The following is a 21,685-nucleotide window of genomic DNA, read 5'->3' on the forward strand; positions in this document are numbered from 1 at the left end:
GGGTCGATACCCAAGCGTTGGCCGAGGCAACCGAAGAAGTCTCCCAGCGACATGCCATTGCCGAACCCGTGTTGATTCGTGGCACCGGACTGCTCGGGACCAGCATCGGTCTGGGCCTGCGCGCCGCCGGAGTCGAGGTGCTCTTGTCCGACCCATCGCCCTCCGCCCTGGCAGTGGCCGCCGATATTGGCGCGGGAGCGGTCTGTGACCCCGCGCAAGCTCAGCCGGGTACTGTGGTGGTCGCAGCACCCCCGGACGTCACCGGCCAGACAGTGGTTGACTCACTCCAGCACTACCCGCATGCGGTGGTCCTTGACATCGCCTCGGTCAAAGTCGCCATCGCCGATCAGGTGCATCAAGCAGTCCAGACCGGTGTGATCGCGGATCAAGACGCCACTCGGTATATCGGTACCCACCCGATGGCCGGACGCGAAAAATCTGGTCCGGTCGCTGCCCGTGGCCAACTATTCACTGCTGCCCCCTGGGTGGTATGCGCCCGGCCAGACACCGCTGCTACCGCCCTGGCCGTTGCCGAAGATCTCGCTCGGGTGCTAGGTGCGACCGTCTACCGCCTCGACCCGGTTGATCACGACCGTGCGGTGGCCCTGGTCTCACACATGCCCCAGATCACCGCGAGTCTGCTGGCCAGCCGGTTGCAGAATATTCCGTCTCAGGCGCTGGAACTGGCTGGCAACGGGTTGCGCGATACGGTCAGAATTGCTGGGAGTGACCCCAGGCTGTGGGTCCAGATTCTGGCAGCTAACTCCACCGAAATCCTGCCACACCTCTACGGGATGAAAGCTGATCTCGACCGCCTGATTTCCACCCTGGAGGACCCCACCGCTCTCGGGGCGCGCCTGGACGTGGCCCAGCTGATCGATGAAGGCAACCGTGGCCAGGCCAGAATTCCGGGTAAACACGGCAACCCTGCGCAATCCTTTGCGGTTATCACCGTGCTGGTGGACGACTCGCCCGGCCAGATCCTCGCGGCCTTGCAGGATGTCGCCGAGGTCGGTACCAACGTCGAGGATTTGCGCATGGACCACTCCGCTGGGTACCAGGTCGGAATGTTAGAGATTTCGGTGTTGCCGGGCCAAAAGGATCTCCTGGTGCAGGAGTTGACCTCTCGAGGATGGAAGGTGCTCTAGCTGATGACTTCACCCCGTGCTGACCACACCGCTCAGGCGCCGTTGGTTATTGCCATCGACGGGCCGTCAGGGTCGGGCAAATCCACCGTGGCGAAAGCTCTCGCACGACATTTCCAGGCTCGCTACCTGGACACCGGGGCGATGTATCGCACCGCCGCGCTGTGGTGCCACCACCAGGGAGTGGACCTGGCTACTGCGCCCAGCCCGGAGCGGACCGAACGAATCATCGAGCTGGTCCAAACCATCCCGGTGCACCAGGACCTCGACCCTGATGCCCAACTCATCCTGCTGGATGGCTCCGATGTCACCGAGGCCATCCGGGACCCAAACGTCTCGTCGATGGTCTCGGCGGTGTCCACCATTCCCCAGGTACGCGAGATTCTGATTGCCCGGCAACGTCAGCTCATCGCTGGTAGCCCGCGCATTGTGGCTGAAGGTCGAGATATCACCACCGTGGTCGCCCCGCAGGCTGATGCGCGACTGTTGTTGACCGCCTCCGAGACCTCTCGGATGGCCCGACGGGGACTGCAACAACAGCAAGAATCAACCCAAGCATTAAGCGCCGAAATTACCGAGCGGGACCAACGAGACCTCTCGGTGGTGGATTTCATGACACCGGCCGACGGGGTGGCCCTGGTGGATTCCACCGAGCTGGATCTGGACGAGACGATTGCCAGTGCACTGCAGGCAGTGCAGACTCAATTGGCGGAGAGGACATACCGATCATGACCGAGCGTGACGACCACGACGACACTGAGTTCACCCCCTCGGGTCCCGACACCGTCGACGAGTCCTTTGCGGCGCTGACCGATGAGGACTACCGCAACCGTGAAGCTGCGTATCGGGCTGGACTGGAACAGTATGACCTCGATGACGAGGACACCGCCCTGTTAGCAGCTGGCGAGGATGAGGATCCGCTCCGATTCCAACCGAACCATGTTCCTCCCGTGTTGGCCGTGGTCGGTCGCCCCAACGTGGGTAAATCCACCCTGGTCAACCGCATCATCGGCCGCCGGGAAGCCGTCGTGGAAGATGTTCCCGGTGTCACCCGCGACCGGGTGCAGTATCAGGCCGAATGGAACGGCGTGGACTTTACCCTGGTTGACACTGGTGGCTGGGAGTACGGGGTCAAAGGTATGGCCGCTCGCGTTGCTGAACAAGCCGAACGCGCGGTGGAACGCGCCGATGCGGTGATGTTCGTCGTCGATGCCACCGTGGGGATCACCGCCACCGACGAAGCAGTGGTCACCATGTTGCGTAAATCCGGCAAGCCGGTGATCCTGGCGGCCAATAAGGTCGATGGGATGAACCAGGAAGCTGACGCGGCGATGCTGTGGGGCCTGGGCTTCGGCTACCCGTTCCCGGTCTCGGGCATCCATGGTCGAGGCACCGGTGACCTGCTCGATGCGGTGGTGGCCACCCTGCCGGAAGAATCCGCCTACGGTCAGGCTCCAGATCTCACCGGGCCGCGCCGAGTGGCGCTGGTGGGGCGACCCAACGTGGGTAAATCCTCGTTGCTGAACACGCTGGCCAATGCTGAACGTGTGGTCGTCGACAATACCGCGGGAACAACCCGCGACCCGGTCGATGAGCTGATCACCCTGGATGGTCGCACCTGGAAATTCGTTGACACCGCCGGCATCCGGCGACGGCAACACATGGCTTCTGGGTCCGACTACTACGCCTCACTGCGCACCAAATCTGCCCTGGACCGCGCTGAGGTAGCCGTGGTGCTGATGGAAGCCCCCGAAGTGGTCTCCGAACAAGACGTGCGGATTATCCAGATGGTGTTGGAGTCCGGGCGAGCCATGGTGTTGGCCTTCAATAAATGGGACCTGATGGATGAGGAGCGCCGGGATGATCTGGAACGCGAAATCGATCTGGACCTCAGCCACGTGTCCTGGGCGCCACGCATCAATATTTCCGCCAAAACCGGCTGGCACAACAACCGGCTGGTGCCGGCCCTTGATACTGCGCTGACGTCCTGGGATCAGCGCATCCCCACCGGTCAGCTCAACTCCTTTATTGGGGAACTGGTCGCGGCCCATCCGCACCCGGTGCGTGGGGGCAAACAGCCTCGCATCCTGTTTGCCACCCAGGCCTCAGCCCGGCCTCCAAAATTTGTGTTGTTCACCACCGGGTTCTTGGACCCCGGGTACCGTCGGTTCATTCAGCGTCGGCTTCGGGAGACGTTTGACTTTACCGGGACGCCGATTGAGATCACCATGCGGATCCGCGAAAAGCGCAAGCGTTAACACACACGCCACACAGTGGCCAGGATTAGAGCCTAAACAGGGCCTTGGCATCGGGGATAATCTCGCGACCGCCGAGACCTGCCAGTTCTAGCAACACCGTGATACCGACCAGTTCGGCACCGCGGGCCTGGATCAGATCTATTCCGGCCCGCAACGACCCGCCGGTAGCTAAAATATCGTCAACGAGCAACACCTTCATCCCCGGGGCCAGGTCGGCCGAAACCTCCATGGTTTCCGTGCCGTATTCCAAGTTGTAGTTCACTGAGGCAACCGGCTGGGGGAGCTTGCCCTTTTTGCGCAACGGGATGAAGCCACGGTTGGCCTCGACCGCTAAGGCACCAGCCAAGATAAACCCCCGAGCCTCGATTCCGGCGACGACATCGAACTCACCAGCATATGGTTCGATCAAGGCTGCCATGCAAGAGGTGAAGGCCCGCCGGTCGGCCAAGAGTGGAGTAATATCGCGGAATGTCACCCCCGGTTCTGGATAGTCCGGTACCGAACGAATCAAGGACAGCGCACGATCAAGTTCTGCGGTGGAAACCGGGGAGTGTTGCATGGTCTCCAGTCTACGGTGTTCGCACCACGTCCGTGCCGGTCATCTCCGCGTCGACCTTCCGTTTCGTCATTCCGGGTTAACCTGGTGTAGTATATTCCAGGTGCTCTTCGGAGACCACACGATTCGGGCTGTGGCGCAGCTTGGTAGCGCACATCACTGGGGGTGATGGGGTCGCAGGTTCAAATCCTGTCAGCCCGACCGAATAGATCAGCAACAAGCCCAGCTCAGGCACGATGTCTGAGCTGGGCTTTTCTGATGTGCTGTTGCCGGCGGTGTAACCGGTTCTCGTTGACAAAATGTCGTCAAAATTCCTCAGTGCATCACGGCTGTGAAACCGATAGAATAGGGACTTCAGAGGTCACACGCGATCACATCGTGTGCGTCACGTTGAGGAAGGACATGCGAGCGGTATGGCACATTACGGTGCGGTCCCTGGAGGAGAGCCCCAGGACGAATCAATCGAGACGACCACGGTCGGTTTGCCTCGATTTGAGCCAATCAGTGAACGCTCTATGAACGCAGAAGATCGGGCAGCAATTAATGCTCTGCCCGTCGGCTCGGCTCTTTTGGTCGCCCACGAAGGTCCACACCAAGGGTCCAGATTCCTGCTCGACCGTGATGAAGTCGTCGCCGGACGGCACCCCAAGGCTGACATCTTCCTCGATGACGTCACTGTCTCCCGCCAGCACGCGAAGTTCCAGCGCGTCGAAGACGGTTTCGTTCTTTACGACACCGGATCGCTTAACGGCACCTATGTCAACCAAGACCGCGTTGATTCAGTCAAGCTTCGGTCCGGTATGGAAGTTCAGATCGGCAAATTCCGGTTGACCTACTACGAAGGTATTCAACCGGTTCAGTAGCGCCACCTTGGCTGGCGTAGCTCGAGGGTGACTCCCGTGATGTGCTAGAGCGATCGGCTCGCTGTGCGGGAACCGAGTGGTGATCTGTTGTACCCGTGACTGACGTTCTGAAGGTCGTGTTGTGAATCCCGTTTCTGCTCTGAATGCCTATCCCTCCGGTTCCTCGCGTGGAGTGGCAGGACTGCTGACCATCGGCGAGGTTCTGGCTGAAATCAATGATGAGTTCCCCGAGGTGCGGGCCTCAAAAATTCGGTTCTTGGAAGAAAAGGGACTCATCACCCCACGACGGACACCGGCAGGATATCGCAAATACTCCCATACCGATATCGAGCGGTTGCGGTTCATTCTCTCGGTCCAACGTGACCAGTACCTTCCCCTGCGGGTGATCAAAGATTATCTGGACGCTGTGGATGCTGGACAACACCCTGAATCTTTGCCCGGGGGGCTACGGTTTGAACCTCGTAGCGTCTCCGAACAGCTCGCCCAAGAAATTGCCGGTCATGCCCGCCCCCTAACCCGTTCGGAGCTTATCGGCACCACTGGTGCCGATGAACAACTGATCGCCGGACTTGAAGCCAATAAACTGATCTGGCCCACTGACTCCGGTCGCTACACGGAGCACGCTCTGAAAGTAGTGCGGGCGGCTATGGTTTTGTCCACTCATGGGTTTGAGGCCCGCCACCTCCGCCCGTTCCGGATGATGGCTGATCGAGAATTGGGGCTCATCGAACAAGCCACCGCCGGGCTGAAAAACTCCGCCCAGACTACGGCGGCATCGCAGCGTGAAGAAATTGCCCGCGATATCTCTCAGGCCTGTCTTGAACTACATGCGGCGGTGATCGGTGCAGAAATCGCCGAGGCCACTGACGAATAATGCCACCACTGGACCCAGGGAAGTGCCGACTGCGAGTCTCCCGCGCTACTGATACTGTTGTGACAAATGTAAACTCGAGCGACACGCTGGAGAAAAATGGGCAGGGTCTTTGACCCGGGACAGCTCACCGCATAGCGTTATCTTAGACGTTCCAGATCACTCACCTCATGAGTTCTGTCGGGTCGAGGGCTACCATAGTCTCAAGGGTAGTTTCAGCCCGTCTACGCGACTCAGAAACTTCCCCACAATGGAGCGCGGAAACAGGAGGAATCGTGTCAGGTATCCATGACGCGGGACAGACAGACGCCGAGCGCCAGGCTCAAGGCGTACTTTTCAGTGATGACGCGCCCTGGCTTGCTGAAGAGATCGGTTATCGGGGCCCCACTGCCTCCAACGCTGCGGGCATCACCTATCGCCAGCTGGACTATTGGGCTCGCACCGGGTTGGTCGTGCCGAGCCTGCGCGGTGCTAAGGGCTCAGGGTCACAGCGCCTCTATTCTTTCCGTGACATCTTGGTCCTCAAGGTGGTTAAGCGTCTGTTGGATACCGGCGTTTCTCTGCAACAGATTCGTAGCGCTGTTGAGCACCTGCGTGAGCGCGGTGTCGAAGATCTCGCTCAAATTACCCTGATGTCTGATGGTGCCTCGGTGTACGAGTGCACCTCCGCAGATGAAGTGATCGACCTGGTGCAGGGCGGACAGGGTGTCTATGGTATTGCTGTCGGACGGGTATGGCGCGAGGTCGAAGGCACGTTGGCCGAGTTGCCAGCAGAATATTTGGTCGAAGACGCCCAGCATCCTCGTGGCGTGCAGTCGTTCCCTGGCGACGAGCTGTCGGCACGCCGGGAAGCCCGCCGTCAGTCGGCCTCTTAAAGCCACTCGTTGCGTGGCTTTCCAGCCTGGGGTGCTGGGAAGCCGAAAGACACACACGATATGGAAACAGCCCGCTTGGTTGAGGTGGACTGTTGTTCCCGCGGTCCGGGCGCTACCCGCAGGCAATGACGACGGGCGAGGTTGTCAGCACTCTCGACACCGCGGATTACTGGGCTCGTCGAGATCGACGGGAGGACTCCTGGTGCTGGGTTATTTCCTGCAGGAGCTGGTCGAACTGTCGGGCCGTTCTCGCTGCGGTCTCACCCGGCCAGAGATGAATCGGCCATGCTGCGCCCTGGATCTGTTGCCAGTTGGAGATTTCGGGAATGCTCAGTGGCAATAGGCGGTCACCGTACATCCGCTCCATTTCGGTAAGCCGGTACTTGTGCTCGGTTGAGGCAGTGCGCACACGATTTGCCAGCACACGAATACTCTTAATAGAGGGGGCAAACTCGCGGCGGAACTGATCCAAAGCTCGCAAGGTACGTTCAGTACCCGCTACGGAAAACAGCGACGGTTCAGCAACCAGGACCACATCGGTGGAAGCAGCCCAGGCAATCCTGGTCACTCCGTTCAATGCCGGCGGGCAGTCGATCAGCACGAGATCATAACCGCGCACCCGATCGAGGGCCACGGCCAGACGGTTCACATCGCGAGAACGAGTCGAGATACGCTCGAACATGGAGGTCGTGGACGACCCACGGACCACATCCAACCGGCTACCGTTGATGGGCGAGGAAGGTTCGGCGTCAGACTCAGTCCAACCGGCCGGTTCGGCATTGGTGTTCAGATCGGCTTTCTTCGGCTTACGCAATAACGTCCCGATATCCTGGGTGTTCAAGCCCTGCTTCATTCCCAACCCGGTGGTGGCATCGGCGTGTGGGTCGAGGTCGATCACCAGCGTCGACATGCCGGCGGTTCGAGCTGCTGACGCCAGCCCGAGGGTGACCGAGGTTTTACCGACTCCACCCTTGAGGCTCGAGATGGAAATGACCTGCACCGTTAGGGATCCTCACGTAGACGTTACGAAACAACACCATAGTCTAGCGTGCTTACCACCATGATGATGAACAGTTTTCACAGCGGGCCATTGACAAAAAGATACGCCACCAGCTGTTATCGCTGGTCATGAACGCCTCATACGAGAGATTGATCAGACGAGTCGCTAAACTATGGGAGGACCCACCGTCTCGTGCCCTGCTGGGGTTGAGCCGGTGACGAATCAACCACGCTAGCTTGGGTGAGCCGTGGTGCGACCCGGGCGTGGAAACGGCGCAACCTTGGAGGTCTCGTGGCGAGTAAAGACTCAGTCCAGCCGAACCGACCGGCACAGTCCGATCAGCCGACCGGTTTTTCGAAAGTACTGGTGGCTAACCGCGGAGAAATCGCGGTGCGTGCCTTTCGTGCCTGCTATGAGCTGGGGGCAAAGACGGTCGGGGTTTTCCCGTATGAAGACCGCAACTCCATTCACCGGCAGAAAGCCGATGAAGCCTACCTCATTGGTGAAGAGGGGCACCCGGTTCGCGCCTATCTGGATGTGGACGAGATCATTCGCGTGGCCCAGCAAGCTGGCGCCGAAGCGATCTATCCCGGATATGGTTTCCTCTCCGAGAACCCGGAACTGGCGCGCAAGACTGCCGAAGCTGGTTTGACCTTTGTGGGTCCGCCGGCCGATGTTCTGGAAGTTACCGGTAATAAGGTGGCCTCACTCCGGGCTGCCCGTCAGGCTGGTATCCCGACGTTGCAGTCGACTGATCCGACCGATGACGCCGAGGCCTTGATTGCTCAGGCTGACGACATTGGCTACCCGCTGTTCGTCAAGGCAGTTGCTGGCGGTGGCGGTCGGGGGATGCGCCGTGTCGAGCATGCCAAAGATCTTCCTGATGCGCTGTCGGCGGCGATGCGGGAGGCCGACACTGCTTTCGGAGATCCCACCGTGTTCCTTGAGCAGGCCGTGGTGCGTCCTCGTCACATCGAGGTCCAGGTGCTGGCCGATTCCCAGGGTAATGTGGTTCATATTTTTGAACGTGACTGCTCCATGCAACGTCGCCACCAGAAAGTAGTGGAGATGGCGCCGGCCCCGAACCTGGATGACTCCATCCGGCAGGCGCTCTACCGGGACGCGGTGAAATTCGCAAAGTCCATGAACTACGTCAACGCCGGTACCGTGGAATTCTTGGTTGATACCGCCGGTGAGCGTGCCGGCGAGCACTTCTTCATTGAGATGAACCCCCGCATTCAAGTCGAGCACACCGTGACCGAAGAGGTCACCGATATCGATCTGGTGTCCTCGCAGTTACGCATCGCCACCGGTGAGTCCCTGGAGGATCTCGGCATCACCCAGGAGAACCTGCGTTTGCGCGGTGCGGCCATCCAATGCCGTATCACCACCGAAGACCCGGCCAATGACTTTCGCCCGGACACGGGAACCGTGTCGGCTTACCGTTCTGCGGGGGGTTCAGGTATTCGCCTCGACGGTGGCACCATCTACACCGGTGCCGAGATTTCCCCGCACTTTGACTCCATGCTGGTCAAGCTCACCGGTCGCGGTCGCGATTTCGCCGCCGCCCGTCGCCGTGTACGCCGGGCCTTGGCTGAATTCCGAATTCGTGGGGTGGCCACCAATATCCCGTTCTTGCTTAACGTGCTGGATGACCCTCAGTTCATCGCCGGTGATGTTGCCACGGACTTCATTGACCAGCACCCCGAGCTGACCCAGATTAATCGTTCCAAGAACCGTGGTTCCCGGGCCTTACAGTATTTGGCCGATGTTACTGTCAATCAGCCACATGGTCCTCGTGTCGAAGGCATTGACCCTCGCGATAAGTTGCCCAGCTTCCCCGGGGATAAGCGTGAGGAGCCGGAGCGTTCTCCCTTTGACGGTGTCTCCCATAAGGTCGAGCCACCTGCTGGCTGGCGGGAGGTCTTGCTGGACAAGGGCCCCGAAGGTTTTGCCACAGCCCTGCGTGAACATCAGGGGCTAGCCGTGACCGACACCACGTTCCGTGATGCCCATCAGTCGCTTTTGGCCACCCGTATCCGTACTCGCGACCTGCTGGCCGCAGCCCCTGCGGTCTCGCACCGTCTGTCGCAATTGTTCTCGGCTGAAGTCTGGGGCGGGGCCACCTACGACGTGGCATTGCGCTTCTTGGCTGAGGACCCCTGGGACCGATTGGCTCGTTTGCGTGAAGCCATGCCGAATATCCCGCTACAGATGCTGTTGCGTGGACGCAATACCGTAGGGTACACGCCGTACCCGCAAGAAGTGACCGAAGCCTTCGTGGCTGAGGCTGCTGAAACCGGGATCGATATTTTTCGGATCTTCGATGCGCTGAATGACGTCGAACAGATCATCCCCGCCATCACCGCGGTCCGGGAGCGCACCAGTGCGGTCGCAGAAGCGGCCCTGTGCTATACGGGTAACCTGCTGGACCCAGATGAGAAGCTGTACACGCTGGACTACTACCTCAATCTGGCCGAACGCATGGTGGACGCCGGGGCACACGTGCTCGGTATTAAAGACATGGCCGGATTGTTGCGTCCGGAGGCCGCCCGCCGGTTGGTCACCGAGCTACGTAGCCGGTTCGATGTACCGGTACACCTGCACACCCACGACACTGCCGGTGGTCAGCTGGCTACCCTGTTGGCTGCCTCCGAAGCTGGAGTGGATGCCGTGGATGTGGCGGTCGCGTCCATGTCGGGTACCACGTCGCAGGTGTCGATGTCGGCATTGGTGGCCGCCACCAATTTCACCGACCGCGAGACCGGTCTGGGTTTGGACGACGTTGCCAGTCTGGAACCCTACTGGGAGACCGTGCGTAGTATCTACGCGCCGTTCGAATCCGGCATCCCGGCATCGACCGGTCGTGTGTACCAGCATGAGATCCCCGGCGGACAACTGTCCAACCTGCGTCAGCAGGCCATTTCGCTAGGTCTAGCCGATCGTTTCGAACAGATCGAGGATATGTATGGTGCCGCCAATAAGATCCTGGGCAACTTAGTGAAGGTCACCCCGTCCTCGAAGGTCGTTGGCGACCTGGCCCTGACTCTGGTTTCGGCACAGGCCGACCCAGCCGATTTCGAAGAAAACCCGCAGAACTACGACATCCCTTCCTCGGTTATCGACTTCCTCTCCGGTCAGTTGGGCGATCCTCCCGGAGGATGGCCTGAGCCCTTCCGCACTAAGGCCCTGCAGGGTCGGGAGACTTCCCCGCAACAGGACGAGACGGTCTCGGCCGAGGACTCCGCGGCGCTCAAGCGCCCCGGTCGGGAACGTCAAGAAACGCTGAACCGACTGCTGTTTCCCGGACCCACCCGCGAGTATGAGGAGCATACTCGTCGTTACGGTGACACCTCTGTATTGCATACCCGCGACTTCCTCTATGGTATGACCAAGGGCATGGAACACGTGATTTCGTTGGGTACCGGTGTGCGCCTGCTGGCCACCCTGCAGTCGATCTCTGAGCCTGACGAAAAGGGCATGCGCACCGTGATGGTTACTCTCAACGGCCAGGCCCGCCAGCTTGAGGTCCGCGACAATTCCGTGGAGTCCACCGTCCGATCGGCCGAAAAGGCAGACCGCGACCAACCCGGACACATCGCTGCCCCGTTCGCCGGTGCGGTGACCGTCCAGGTCGAAGAAGGCGACACCGTTGACGCCGGTGACACTGTGGCCACCATCGAGGCGATGAAGATGGAAGCTGCGATTACCACCCAGGTGGCAGGCATCGTTAAGCGCGTGGTTCTCACCGAGCCCACCCCGGTCGACGGTGGCGATCTGGTCCTGGTCATCGACCCGGAGAACTAGGCCAGCACCGGCCAATCACCGACGAACCATACCAACGGCGCCTGTCGGCCGGTATCCCCGGGTCGGCGGGCGCCGTGATCATCTGTGCGGCTCAGGCTTAACGATGTGAAGTGCGCCGAAAGGTGGTGATGTTTCAGTGGCCTCTTCACCGTGACAAGCACCCACTAGGATGGGGGCATGAGCGTTGAACATTACGATTTAGCGATTATTGGGTCTGGTTCTGGAAACTCGGTGATCACCGAGAGCTGGGATGACAAGAAGGTCGCCATCATCGATTCCGGGGTATTTGGTGGGACCTGTTTGAATAAAGGGTGTATCCCCACCAAAATGTATGTCTATCCTTCCACCGTGGCCTCCACCCCAGAACCTGCCGCTGAGGTTAACGTCGATGTCAGTTTCAATGGGGCTGACTGGTCGGGACTGCGAGACAGAGTATTCTCCCGCATTGACGCGATCTCTGACTCAGGGCGTGCCTACCGCGATGAAGAACTCGAACACACGACTCTGATTGCTGAAGAAGTCCATTTCACCGGACCACGCCAGCTCACCAGCGCATCGGGGCGGGTGATCGAAGCCGAACAGATCGTGATTGCCGCCGGGTCGCGTCCGCGGATTCCTGACGTGCCCGGTGTGGATCTGCCACAGGTCCACACCTCCGATACGGTGATGCGTCTCGAACAATTGCCTGAACACATCCTGATCATTGGTGGGGGATATATCGCCGCCGAATTTGCCGCCATTTTTTCCGGTCTCGGTTCGACCGTGCACCAGGTCAACCGCAGTCCCCGGCTTTTACGTCACCAGGATGAGGAGATCTCGGTGGCCTTTACCCAACGAGCCCAGGAACAATGGCAGCTCACCACCGGGTATACACTTAACGGTATCCGCCAAACTGACGGGGATCAGGTGGTTGCTGATTTTACTGCAGTCAACACCGAAGAGAACTCTGCCGATCAGTCCCAGAGCGCGGATCTCAGTGTGCAAACCGATGTGGTGCTGATCGCCACCGGCCGGGTGCCCAATACCGACCGACTGAACCTGACCGCCGCCGGCATTGATACCAACGAACACCACCGCATTTCCACCGACCCGTATTTACGGGTGCTCTCCAACGGTGAGGTATTGCCCGGGGTCTGGGCGCTGGGCGATATCACCAATGACCACCAGCTCAAGCACGTGGCCAATCACGAACAGCGGGTGGTCAATCACAATATGGACCACCCGGACCAGCTTAAGCCCGCCCGGCTGGACCCGGTTCCGGCCGCAGTGTTCTCCCGGCCCCAAATAGCCAGTGCTGGACTCACCGAGGCACAGGCCCGCGCCCAATACGACGACGATGATCTCACGATCAAGGTCCAGCAGTACGCCGATGTTGCCTATGGTTGGGCGATGGGAGATGCCTTCGGCTTCGTAAAACTCATTGCCCAACGCAGTACCGGAACCCTGTTAGGTGCCCACCTGATCGGTGAGGACTCCTCAAACCTGATTCAGCCGTTGGTTCAAGCAATGAGCCTCGGCATCGACGCCCACACGATGGCACGCGGCCAGTATTGGATTCACCCGGCTTTGGCGGAAGTTGTCGAAAACGCACTGCTGGGTTTGGAGGTCCCGGATTCCGGGCTGGTCTGACCCCAGCTTAGGAGGTTTTCGGCTTGGGCTTGGCATAGATCTCTTCGATCAGGTCCTCGTAGTCGCGGGTGACGACCTCACGTTTGATCTTCAACGACGGGGTCATCTGTCCGGACTCCACGGTGAAGTCCTCGGTGGTAATGCGGAACTCACGGATTGATTCGGCCCGAGACACGGTGTCATTGGCCTTGTCCACCAGTGTCTGGACGTGGGCAATGATGTCGGGATGCTGGGACATCTCCTTGATTGACATCTCCGGGTCCAGCTTCTGCTGACGCAACCAGTCCGGGGCGGTTTCTTCATCGATGGTAACGAGGGCGGCCACGAAGGGACGCTGATCACCAATCACGATGGCCTGAGAGACCAACACGTCGGAACGTAACACGTCTTCCAGCTGTGAGGGCGAAACGTTCTTACCACCGGCGGTGACAATCAGTTCTTTCTTCCGGCCGGTGATGGACAGGTACCCGTCCTCATCTAGCTCGCCGAGATCACCGGTGGCAAACCAGCCGTCGGTGAAGGTGCTGTCGGCCAGGTCAGGACGGTTGCGGTAGCCACGCATCACGGAGACACCCTTGGCCAGTACTTCACCGTCGTCGGCAATCTTGATGGCGTTACCCGGGATGGGGCGTCCCACACTACCGATGCGCAGTTCCGAGGGCATGCTGACGGTGATCGGAGCAGTGGTCTCGGTGAGTCCGTAGCCTTCTAGAATGGTGACCCCCACACCCCGGAAGAAGTGCCCCAATCGGGCACCGAGCGGGCCACCTCCGGAGACCGCGTGGGTCACTCGACCGCCCATGGCGTCTTTGATCTTGTTGTAGAGAAGCTTATCGAACAGAGCGTGCTTGAGCTTGAGGCCGAGGGGTACCTTGCCATCTTGTAGAGCGGTCGAATAATCCACCGCGGTCTGGGCGCCGGCTTCGAAGATCTTGCCACGGCCGGAGTCATCGGCCTTCATTTTCGCAGCGTTGTAGACCTTCTCAAATACCCGGGGCACGGCCAACAGGAAGTCTGGTTTGAAACTCTGCAAATCTGGGACCAGCTGTTTGATATTGGCGGTGTGTCCCACCCGGGCGCCCCCGGCTACAGCGATTACCGCGATAAAACGGGCGAAGACGTGAGCTAGGGGGATAAATAGCACCGTGGAGTGTCCCGGACGCACCACGTCGCCCAGTTCTGTGGACAGGACTTGCTGGGAGAGTTCGGAGAAGTTGCCGTGCGTGAGTTCACACCCCTTCGGTTTGCCGGTGGTGCCCGAAGTGTAAATTACCGTCGCTAGGTCTTCCAGTGTGGCAATAGTGCGACGCCGTTCCATTTCCTCGGCGTCGGGGCCTTCTTGGCTGTGAGCACGCAGTTCGTCGAGGTTTTCGTCGAAGAGCCAGATGCCCACTAGAGGGTCGAGATTTTCTTGGCGCACTGCTCGCTCGACGACCTGCTGGTGAGTGGGGTTTTCTGCCAGCACAGCTTTAATACCGGAGTCTTCCAGAATCCAGGCCACCTGCGACGGCGATGAGGTTTCGTAAATCGGGACAGTCACCGCTCCGGCGTACCAGATGGCGAAATCGGCCAGCGTCCATTCGTAGCGGGTGGCGGACATGATGCCCACTCGGTCACCAGGTGCAATGCCGATGCCGGCCAGAGCCCGAGCGAGTTCTTTCACCTCGGCCTGGAAGGTCGCAGAGGAAATGTCGGTCCATTCGCCAGGAGAAGTTTGCCGAGCAAAAAGAGCGCGGTTGCGATCCGCTACCACTTGGTGCTCGAGCAAATCGGTGATATTTTCCGTCCGATCAACGGTCCTGGCTGATTCGGTGACGATTTCTTTCATAAAAATCCTCCTGGCGCTGTCCAAAATGTGGCTAGAGAGATGTGTATCAACTCACAATATTAGTCCGTATGGCCAGGATTTACGAAAGACGGGTAACCTCTTAGCACGGAGCGGATTCCGCCTACACTGCAAGTCAGGGAGCCAAAAACAAGCCGGTAACTTAAACCCTGGCCCCACTCCCATGGTCATCATCACTGTCTCGGCGACTATATCGATCTCGCGGTAACAGATAAAATAAACTGACCGCGGCCCCGAACCAGGCGAACCACAGTCCTGTCGTGAACCACCACGATAGCTGCACGCCGGGTAGTACCCAGAGCACGAAAAAGATCAGGGGGATACCGATGACGGTGACCCAGGACAGCACAGCACGGGGAGAACCAGAAAAAATCGGCCGGGGTGTCGCCGGGACGAAATCTTCATCGGGTTCCTCGGCCAGAGTGTAATCCCTTGGTCCGCGGGGCGTTGTTGTGGTGGAGGTTTCGCCGTGTTGGTGAGCTGTCCTGTCGACGGGAGCCGGCGCTGTGGCCTGCGTGTCGCTCCCACCGAGCTCTAAGACGATGTCCCGCCACCGTTGCTCCTCGCTGTGTGGCTCATCAGGTGAACGATCAGGCATCTGCTCTCCCGGCTCTGGTCAGACTGAATTCGTGTAATAGCGTTGCGCGACTGTGTTGGTGTATCAGCGTAGCATCGGCGTCCAGTGTCGCCACGTGACGAGAATGGGGTAGTGGAACGATCTCCAAAAGCTCTGTTGCCATGTGCCGACGCAAGGTCGACAGGGACCGATCTGAGACCAGCTGATCTTCGGTAGAACGGTAGACGGTCACCGGGGTGGAAATCTTTGAGAGCTCGCCACGTATGGTGCGCATCAAACGGGCGAGTTGCTCGACCGCAGCCAGCGGGGTCCGCGGATAGGCATGTTCTGACAGCGGTGTCTCGGTGTCAGAAGACAGCGCGTATGGATCGGCTATATCGTCAGCGATAGAGCCAATGGTGGGTACCAGAGGGGCCAGCAACGGCGTGAACCATGCGGCGATGCTGGTCCATCTGTGAAGTTCAAGCGCGGGATTGACCAGAAATACTCGGTCAATTTCAGGCAGATGCGCGGCCGCATCTAGAGCCAGGAGGCCTCCCATGGATAGTCCGCCCACCACTAGCCGGGTGGTGTGTCCGGCATGGCGTTGCTGGCCCTGGCGGTCGAGAACCGCTAAGACGGTGGTTGCCGCTGAGGCACGAATCTCGTCGGCGCTGGTGCGGGCAAGATCTTGCCACTGCGTCCCGTGTCCGGGAAGTAAGGGAGCGACCACGTTGACGCCATGTTCGGCCAAGTCATAAGCCCACGGAGCGATGGAGGCCGGGCCAGACGTAAAACCGTGGAAAATTACCGCCGTCATCGAGACACCGGTGCTCGTTTCGGCCAGCATCCCTGAAGGACGGCCCACCAGGTCCAGGGGCTGTTGCTGCGGGTTACTCGTCACGGTTGTTCTCCTTCTCCCCGGGGTCTTCTCGGGAGGTTTGTCTTTTAGATTCATGCACCTGACAACCGGTCCTCAACTTCGTAGACTCATTCTATGAGTTTTGACGCCACAGCAGGAGTGCAACCGTTCGGAACCACCTTCTCTGAAGGTGCCGCACAGTATCCAGGATTGGACGACTATCAGGCCAAGCCCATCAAACAGGCTCCTGAGTGGTATGACCCCGAGCTCGCACAGCACGTGATTGATGAACTATCCGTGGTGCCTCCGCTCGTTTTCGCCGGCGAGGTTGACGTATTGCGCTCGCGGTTGGCCACCGCCGCAGCCGGAGACGCCTTCGTGCTCCAAGGCGGTGACTGCGCCGAAACCTTTGCCGGAGCCACCGCGAATAAAATTTCCGATCGCGTCAAAACCCTACTGCAGATGGCGGTGGTGCTGACTTACGGCGCGTCCATGCCAGTGGTGAAAATGGGCCGGATGGCAGGCCAGTTCGCTAAGCCCCGTTCCTCGGACACCGAAACCCGTGATGGAGTGACCTTGCCCAGTTTCCGCGGCGAGATCGTCAACGGCTTCGAATTCACCGAAGAAGCCCGCCGCCATGATCCGGAACGGATGCTCAAGGCCTACCACACCTCGGCATCGACCCTGAACCTTATTCGTGCTTTCACCCAGGGAGGTTTTGCCGACCTACGGGCTGTGCACGCCTGGAATAAAGGTTTTATGTCCAACCCGGCCTACGCTCGCTACGACGAACTCGCCGGAGAAATCGACCGTGCCGTGCGGTTCATGGCCGCAGCCGGGGCGGATTTCACGGCGCTACGCACCACCGAATTCTTCGCTGCCCATGAAGCGTTGTTGCTGGATTACGAACGTGCCCTGACCAGGTTGGACTCACGTACTGGTCTGCCCTACGCCACCTCCGGACACTTCCTGTGGGTCGGGGAGCGCACCCGCGACATTGACGGGGCTCACGTGGAGTTCCTGTCCAAGGTGCGCAACCCGATTGGGGTCAAGCTCGGCCCGAACACCACACCTGAGGACGCACTACAGCTACTTGATAAGCTCGACCCAGAGCGCGAGCCGGGACGCATCACCTTCATCTCCCGGATGGGCGCATCCAAGATTCGGGAGAACCTCCCGCCGTTGGTCGAAGCCGTTCGTGACTCGGGAGCCACCCCGCTGTGGGTGACCGATCCGATGCACGGCAACACGGTGACCGCAGCCAATGGATACAAGACCCGTCGCTTTGACGATGTTGTCGATGAGTTGCGGGGCTTCTTCGAAGTCCACCACGCCTTAGGCACTCACCCCGGCGGTATGCACGTGGAAATGACCGGTGACGATGTCGCTGAATGCTTGGGCGGTGCCGGCGCGATTGACGAATCGGCCTTCGCTGATCGGTATGAGACCCTGTGCGACCCGCGCCTGAACCATCAGCAGTCGCTGGAATTAGCGTTTTTGGTTTCCGAGGCTCTGTCCCACCCGCGAAACGACGCACGCCACTAAGTCACCATCAATCAGTTATCGCCCTCGGAAGCCGTCGAGAACTTGCACCAGGTTTCCGGGGGTGTGCTGTCCATCTCGGCCCGTATGGGAACTTCGGCCTGTGCTGAAAGGGCAGGAACGCCAGCACTAGTGCTGAGGAATAAATGTCCGGCCAGCATCCAGCCGACGAGTAAAGCAACGGCTGCGAGCATCACGATTACAATGCTGATCATCAACCCGCGCAGTGGTTCGGGCTGAGACAGTCGGTGTGTGGGTGTCAGTGCCCGGCCTTTGAGCCGGGGTTGCCGTGGCGTGGCCATCGAGGACGGTTGGGGTGCGGCAGCCGAGGGGGTCGTCTCTGGCGGTCGGGGAGTGGCTTGCGCGTAAATAGTGGTGCGGTCTGCTGGAGGCATTACCTCCGGAGAATCAGCAACCCACCGTTGCGTGGTGACACTTGGATGCTGTGGTTGCTGTGTTGCATCGTCGTCGTGCGCAGAAACCGGTGCTGAGGTTGCCGGAACCGTTGCATCGGTTTCGGGAGCCACCACAGCGGTAGCGTCATCCTCCGGGCTCATCCTGGTGGGATGAGCTGGTGTCGGTTGCTGTTGTGAAGGCGGGCTTGTCGGTGGGGTGGGCAGGACAATTCCAGCCGAGTCTTGCACCACCTGTCGGGGACTCAACGCGGGATGACCCAGAGCGTCTAGCGACTGTTGGGCGGCATCGAGCATGGTGAGCATTTCCAGGGCATCGTGGGGTCGGTCTTCCGGGGTTGGCTCCGTACATGCCAACACGAAGTCGACGAGCAGTTCGGGTAATTCCGGAACCAGATTGGCGGGCGATGGCACTCGCGCATTGACGTGCTGGAACGCTACCTGTACGGCGGTATCGCCGACGAAAGGCTGACGCCCGGTCAGTAGCTCGTAGGCAACGATACCGGTGGCATAAACATCGGAACGCTGGTCGGCTTTCTTCCCCGAAACTAGTTCGGGCGAAATATAGGCCACCGTACCCATCAACGTGGCCCCGGTGCCGGTGTGTTGTGTGGCGGCGCGCGCCAGGCCAAAGTCTGCCACCTTGATGCGACCATCTTCAGGACACACCAAAACGTTCTCTGGCTTAATATCGCGGTGAATCAGTCCCGCTTGATGCGCAGCGGCAATACCGCGGACCATCGCGGTGAGGTATGTCATCGCGGTATCCGGTTTCAGCGCGCCCTGACGGGTCGCTACGGTACGCAGGGTAAAACCACTGACATACTCCATGGCCAAGTAGACCACAGTCCCTGTGGGAGTGTGCCCTTCGCCTTGGTCATAGACGTTGACGACGTTGGGGTGGGAAAGTTTCGCAGCTGTCTTGGCTTCTTGTTCGAATCGAGCCACTAACGCACGGTCTTCGGCTAGGTGCGGATACAGGACTTTCAGCGCAACTTCGCGATCGAGGCGGGTGTCGAGGGCCCGGTAGACCGTCGACATCCCGCCACGAGCTAGTCGATCGAGAATCCGGTACCGGTCGTCGACCAGTACCCCGATCAGAGTGTCTTGAGCTGAGGAAGTCACCCCACCAGGATAATGGCTGAGTCTTAATGGTTGATGAGACAGCGCCGAGCGGGGTGGCTTTCAGCCGGTTTAGAACCGTTGCATGTAACCGCGGACCTTCTTCACATAGTCCTTGGTGTCGGGGTACATACCGTTCTTCCGCACCCCGGCCTGTCCCTGATAGTAGGAGGCAATGCCAATGTCCAGGGAACTGGAAGTCCGTTGCAAGTGGCGGATGATGGCGATCCCCGCAGTGATATTGTCCTGAGGATTTAATAAGTTCAGTTTCCGACCAACCATCTGGGATGCCCATTCACCGGAGGAAGGAATCACCTGCATCACACCAATAGCGTTGGCCGGGGAGACCGCGGTGGCATCGAAACTCGACTCTGCCATGGCGTGAGCCAACGCGAGTTTCGGATCGACGCCCATGCGGATGGCGGTGTCACGCACCATCGCTTGCACTTCCGCCCGGGAAGGGGTTGGAGCATTGAGTAGAGCCTGCTTATTCGCATTCGCATTCGCTACCACGTGATCCGGGTAGGTGTAGTGCAAGAACGTATTACCCACCAACTGCTTCGGCTGGCCGGAGCCCGAGTTGGTGGACCCGCTTGCGGTTCCGACGGATCCGGTGGTTGCTTTTGATGACCCGGAGAGCTTGAGTTGCTGACCCGGATAGATGGGGGAGCTGACTTTTAGTCCGTTGGCGTTGAGCAGTGTCGAGAGTGAGACTCCGTGGCGGGCGGCGATGCCGGAGAGGGTGTCTCCTCGTTTGACGGTATAGGTCGAGGACTTCGATGAGCCTGCGTTGCCGGAGGTGGTTTTTGTGTTGGTTGCTGGACGTGAGGGTTTCTTTGAGCCGGTGTTGGTGCCAGAGAGCTTGATCTTCTGTCCCGGGTAAATGATCGAGCTGGTCTTCAGTCCGTTGGCGTTGAGCAGTGTCGAGAGTGAGACTCCGTGGCGGGCGGCGATCCCGGAGAGGGTGTCTCCTCGTTTGACGGTATAGGTCGAGGACTGTGATGAGCCTGCGTTGCCGGAGGTGGTTTTTGTGTTGGTTGCTGGACGTGAGGGTTTCTTTGAGCCGGTGCTGGTGCCAGAGAGCTTGATCTTCTGTCCCGGGTAAATGATCGAGCTGGTCTTCAGTCCGTTGGCGTTGAGCAGTGTCGAGAGTGAGACTCCGTGGCGGGCGGCGATGCCGGAGAGGGTGTCTCCTCGTTTGACGGTATAGGTCGAGGACTGTGATGAGCCTGCGTTGCCGGAGGTGGTTTTTGTGTTGGTTGCTGGACGTGAGGGTTTCTTTGAGCCGGTGCTGGTGCCAGAGAGCTTGATTTTCTGTCCCGGGTAGATCACAGAACGCGTGCTCAGGTCCGGGTTCCAGCGTAGCAGCTGAGACAACGAAACGTTGTTCCGGGCGGCAATGTGAGAAAGAGTGTCACCAGGTTTCACGGTGTAAATCTTTTCAGACTGACGCCCGGCCGGGATTTTAGCTGAACTCAGAGAGGCCGGGAGCTCGGTCACAGTGCCTCGGGAAGCGCTGACCCGCTTGGTGATGATCTGCTGTGCGGAGGCAATATTGGCTGGCGACGCGGTCTTTGGTTCGAATTGGACCGCGGGAACGTCAGCATGTGCTGCGGCCACGGACCCCAGAGTGACCAGGGGCAACGTGGTCCCTGCGATGGCGGTCGTATAGAGCCGGGAGGCACCGGATGCGCGCTGAGACATAGATATATCCTCTTGCGTCAGGCACCTGTAGCCAGGGGAAGTTCTCCCGAGATCAATGTGACAGGAGTAGCAACAAGGTGTTGTTGATGAAAATGTTACCTATGTAAAGTTACAACACTGATGGGGCTAATGTGAAGTGAGGGAGACACTTTTTTAGCGACACGCCGTGCAATGTTCGCGAAATCCGGAGAATGCGTGATTCCCGGGTGACATGGGGCATTGTGAATTGATGGTTATCCGATAGTTTTAAGGCATGACTCAAGAAGCAGAAACATCAGATCTCGATCACCTGGTCGGGGAATGGTTAACCCTGCCAGAGGTCGCAGAGCGTTTGGGCGTGGTGGTCACCAAGGTTCACAACATGATTCGTGACCGCCGTCTGATCGCTCTGCGTCGCGGAGAGAATAACGTGCGGAGCGTGCCGGCGCAGTTCTTCGACGACCGAGGTTTATTAGGCTCGCTCAAAGGGACCATTATCGTGCTGTCGGATTCAGGGTTTGATGACGAAGGCATCGTGCGCTGGTTGTTTACCGAGGACGAGTCGCTTCCGGGTCGTCCTATTGATGCGTTGCGCGCTGGTCAGAAGGCTGAAATCCGGCGTCGCGCACAGGCGTTGGCCTGGTAACTGGCTCACAG

Annotated in this window: 17 protein-coding genes and 1 tRNA gene; 11 read left to right on the forward strand and 7 right to left on the reverse strand. The window is 59.4% G+C overall.

Annotated elements, in window-relative coordinates; genetic code table 11:
* The first annotated feature begins 17 nt into the window (after positions 1-17).
* Genes DCC24_RS07470 through der form a run of 3 tightly spaced genes read left to right on the forward strand, consistent with a single transcriptional unit; the run spans position 18 to position 3,403 of the window.
* Positions 18-1,148: a prephenate dehydrogenase gene (locus tag DCC24_RS07470; protein ID WP_110099360.1), complete on the forward strand. Its 1,131-nt coding sequence runs from the start codon at positions 18-20 to the stop codon at positions 1,146-1,148.
* A gap of 3 nt (positions 1,149-1,151) precedes the next feature.
* Positions 1,152-1,877, forward strand: coding sequence for a (d)CMP kinase (gene cmk, locus DCC24_RS07475; RefSeq protein ID WP_110099303.1), 726 nt, complete (start codon positions 1,152-1,154; stop codon positions 1,875-1,877).
* Positions 1,874-3,403 carry a ribosome biogenesis GTPase Der gene (gene der, locus DCC24_RS07480; protein ID WP_110099304.1) on the forward strand — a complete coding sequence of 510 codons (1,530 nt, stop codon included), beginning with the start codon at positions 1,874-1,876 and terminating at the stop codon, positions 3,401-3,403. Before cmk ends, der begins: the two co-directional genes overlap by 4 nt.
* Before the next feature lie 25 nt (positions 3,404-3,428).
* Here der and DCC24_RS07485 read toward each other — a convergent pair whose 3' ends face one another.
* Positions 3,429-3,962 (reverse strand): adenine phosphoribosyltransferase, encoded by a 534-nt coding sequence (locus DCC24_RS07485; protein ID WP_110099305.1) that lies wholly within the window; start codon positions 3,960-3,962, stop codon positions 3,429-3,431.
* A 124-nt stretch (positions 3,963-4,086) separates the two neighbouring features.
* Between DCC24_RS07485 and DCC24_RS07490 the strand changes: the two genes are divergently transcribed.
* From DCC24_RS07490 to DCC24_RS07505, 4 genes are all read left to right on the forward strand, one after another.
* Positions 4,087-4,160: transfer RNA gene (locus tag DCC24_RS07490), tRNA-Pro, on the forward strand.
* A 212-nt stretch (positions 4,161-4,372) separates the two neighbouring features.
* On the forward strand, positions 4,373-4,822 hold the full coding sequence (locus tag DCC24_RS07495) for an FHA domain-containing protein (RefSeq protein WP_110099306.1): 450 nt from the start codon (positions 4,373-4,375) through the stop codon (positions 4,820-4,822).
* A 121-nt stretch (positions 4,823-4,943) separates the two neighbouring features.
* Positions 4,944-5,696 carry a MerR family transcriptional regulator gene (locus tag DCC24_RS07500; protein WP_233242808.1) on the forward strand — a complete coding sequence of 251 codons (753 nt, stop codon included), beginning with the start codon at positions 4,944-4,946 and terminating at the stop codon, positions 5,694-5,696.
* 272 nt (positions 5,697-5,968) lie between these two features.
* On the forward strand, positions 5,969-6,568 hold the full coding sequence (locus DCC24_RS07505) for a MerR family transcriptional regulator (protein ID WP_233242807.1): 600 nt from the start codon (positions 5,969-5,971) through the stop codon (positions 6,566-6,568).
* A 166-nt stretch (positions 6,569-6,734) separates the two neighbouring features.
* On the opposite strand, the gene DCC24_RS07510 is transcribed toward DCC24_RS07505, so the two are convergent.
* Positions 6,735-7,568 (reverse strand): ParA family protein, encoded by an 834-nt coding sequence (locus DCC24_RS07510; RefSeq protein WP_110099308.1) that lies wholly within the window; start codon positions 7,566-7,568, stop codon positions 6,735-6,737.
* A 291-nt stretch (positions 7,569-7,859) separates the two neighbouring features.
* Between DCC24_RS07510 and DCC24_RS07515 the strand changes: the two genes are divergently transcribed.
* Positions 7,860-11,375 (forward strand): pyruvate carboxylase, encoded by a 3,516-nt coding sequence (locus DCC24_RS07515; protein ID WP_110099309.1) that lies wholly within the window; start codon positions 7,860-7,862, stop codon positions 11,373-11,375.
* A gap of 177 nt (positions 11,376-11,552) precedes the next feature.
* Positions 11,553-13,004 (forward strand): mycothione reductase, encoded by a 1,452-nt coding sequence (locus tag DCC24_RS07520; protein ID WP_110099310.1) that lies wholly within the window; start codon positions 11,553-11,555, stop codon positions 13,002-13,004.
* 7 nt (positions 13,005-13,011) lie between these two features.
* Here DCC24_RS07520 and DCC24_RS07525 read toward each other — a convergent pair whose 3' ends face one another.
* The 3 genes from DCC24_RS07525 to DCC24_RS07535 form a co-directional block, all read right to left on the reverse strand.
* The gene (locus DCC24_RS07525; protein ID WP_110099311.1) at positions 13,012-14,832 is read right to left on the reverse strand and encodes a long-chain fatty acid--CoA ligase; all 1,821 of its coding nucleotides are present in this window, start codon (positions 14,830-14,832) and stop codon (positions 13,012-13,014) included.
* 160 nt (positions 14,833-14,992) lie between these two features.
* Positions 14,993-15,448: a hypothetical protein gene (locus DCC24_RS07530; RefSeq protein ID WP_110099312.1), complete on the reverse strand. Its 456-nt coding sequence runs from the start codon at positions 15,446-15,448 to the stop codon at positions 14,993-14,995.
* Complete coding sequence (locus DCC24_RS07535; protein ID WP_158524633.1) at positions 15,441-16,310, reverse strand: carboxylesterase; 870 nt, start codon at positions 16,308-16,310, stop codon at positions 15,441-15,443. Before DCC24_RS07535 ends, DCC24_RS07530 begins: the two co-directional genes overlap by 8 nt.
* Positions 16,311-16,403: 93 nt before the next feature.
* Between DCC24_RS07535 and DCC24_RS07540 the strand changes: the two genes are divergently transcribed.
* Positions 16,404-17,813, forward strand: a complete 1,410-nt coding sequence (locus tag DCC24_RS07540; protein ID WP_110099314.1) for a class II 3-deoxy-7-phosphoheptulonate synthase — start codon at positions 16,404-16,406, stop codon at positions 17,811-17,813.
* 11 nt (positions 17,814-17,824) lie between these two features.
* Here DCC24_RS07540 and DCC24_RS07545 read toward each other — a convergent pair whose 3' ends face one another.
* Both DCC24_RS07545 and DCC24_RS07550 read right to left on the reverse strand, forming a co-directional pair.
* The gene (locus DCC24_RS07545; RefSeq protein ID WP_233492025.1) at positions 17,825-19,348 is read right to left on the reverse strand and encodes a protein kinase; all 1,524 of its coding nucleotides are present in this window, start codon (positions 19,346-19,348) and stop codon (positions 17,825-17,827) included.
* A 69-nt stretch (positions 19,349-19,417) separates the two neighbouring features.
* Complete coding sequence (locus DCC24_RS07550) at positions 19,418-21,049, reverse strand: LysM peptidoglycan-binding domain-containing protein (RefSeq protein ID WP_110099315.1); 1,632 nt, start codon at positions 21,047-21,049, stop codon at positions 19,418-19,420.
* A 253-nt stretch (positions 21,050-21,302) separates the two neighbouring features.
* Between DCC24_RS07550 and DCC24_RS07555 the strand changes: the two genes are divergently transcribed.
* On the forward strand, positions 21,303-21,674 hold the full coding sequence (locus tag DCC24_RS07555) for an Rv2175c family DNA-binding protein (protein ID WP_110099316.1): 372 nt from the start codon (positions 21,303-21,305) through the stop codon (positions 21,672-21,674).
* Positions 21,675-21,685 lie beyond the last annotated feature (11 nt).

It is taken from the genome of Auritidibacter sp. NML100628, assembly GCF_003185985.1.
In the GTDB taxonomy this organism is placed as follows: Bacteria; Actinomycetota; Actinomycetes; order Actinomycetales; family Micrococcaceae; genus Auritidibacter; species Auritidibacter ignavus.